The organism is Pseudomonadota bacterium (assembly GCA_022361155.1).
Classification (GTDB): domain Bacteria; phylum Myxococcota_A; class Polyangia; order Polyangiales; family JAKSBK01; genus JAKSBK01.
Genome location: JAKSBK010000558.1, coordinates 1 through 1,168, shown reverse-complemented (window position 1 = coordinate 1,168; position 1,168 = coordinate 1). Strand labels below are relative to the sequence as shown.

General features: G+C 59.3%; 3 protein-coding genes. All 3 read left to right on the top strand.

What is annotated here, in order from left to right; translation table 11 throughout:
- The coding region (locus MJD61_20870; protein MCG8557711.1) for a hypothetical protein at positions 1–260 on the top strand (260 nt) is incomplete at its 5' end.
- A gap of 131 nt (positions 261–391) precedes the next feature.
- Positions 392–811: a CBS domain-containing protein gene (locus MJD61_20865; GenBank protein ID MCG8557710.1), complete on the top strand. Its 420-nt coding sequence runs from the start codon at positions 392–394 to the stop codon at positions 809–811.
- Positions 812–857: 46 nt separating this feature from the next.
- A partial coding sequence (locus MJD61_20860) for a VOC family protein (GenBank protein ID MCG8557709.1) occupies positions 858–1,168 on the top strand: 311 nt, incomplete at its 3' end.

Below are 1,168 nucleotides of genomic sequence, written 5' to 3'. Positions count from 1 at the left end.
TCTACGCCTTCGAAGCCCAGCAGCCGGCCACCGCCAAGAGCAAGCTTGAGGGTCTCAAGGCCCACTACACGATCTCGGCTGAGGGCCAGCGTTACTTTGAGGAGCATACCCACAACGAGCACGAAGCCGAGAAGTTGATGGCCCAGATCGAAACGCTGGACGCGGGTGACAAGGCCGCGGCGCTGCAAGCCTGCGAGGCGATGAGCCAGTCCCTGTGGGATGCCCTGAGCGACATCTACGACACACACTGCGTCAACTAGCGCTTCAAATCAACGCACACCGAAAGACCGGCCAAGCGGCCGGTCTTTTTTGTCCCGGTACATTTGCAACTAGGCGAGCACGTCCCGGGCGAGCAGAATGGGGGCGAATCAAGCCCACAAAGGAGCCAAAGATGAAAACCGCCTATGTCAAAGACTGGATGGGCACCCCAGCCGTCAGCATCGGCCCCAGGGAAAGCCTGGCCGACGCCCATCGCTTGATGACTGACCACAGCATCCGGCGCCTGCCCGTGATGGAGGGTAATAAGCTGGTTGGGATCGTGACCCTCACCGATGTGCTCGAGGCCGAGCCCTCGGATGCGACCAGTCTCAGCGTCTTTGAAGTCAGCTATCTGTTGGGGCGCCTGGAAGTCCGCAAGATCATGAGCGCCGATCCGATCACGGTCTCACCGGATACCAAGCTGACCGAAGCGGCGGCGCTGATGCTCAAGCACAAGCTGGGCGGTTTTCCTGTCATGGAAGGCGTCAAGCTGGTGGGCGTGATCACCGAATCGGATATCTTCCGCGCCTTCGTGCAGCTGATGGACGAATAGTCCTGCAGTAGCTTACAATGCGACTCCCGCACCCAAGGAGGCGCAAATGAGTAAGTACCCCATCGTCCATGTTGAGATCCCGGCACCCGACCCGGACGCCGCCGGCAAATTCTATGGCGACATGTTTGGCTGGGAGATTGAGAAGTACGACGAATTCGACTACGTCGTCTTCAGCCCTGAAGAGGGTCCCGGGGGTGGTTTTCCAGCCACGGATGAGGTGATGAAGGTGGACCGCCTGATGGTCTATGTCGGCAGCGAAGACATTGAGGCGGATCTCAAGAAGATCGAAGGGTTGGGCGGCAAGACCGTGATGGCCAAAACCGAGATCCCCGGCACGGGATGGTTCGCGATCTTTAC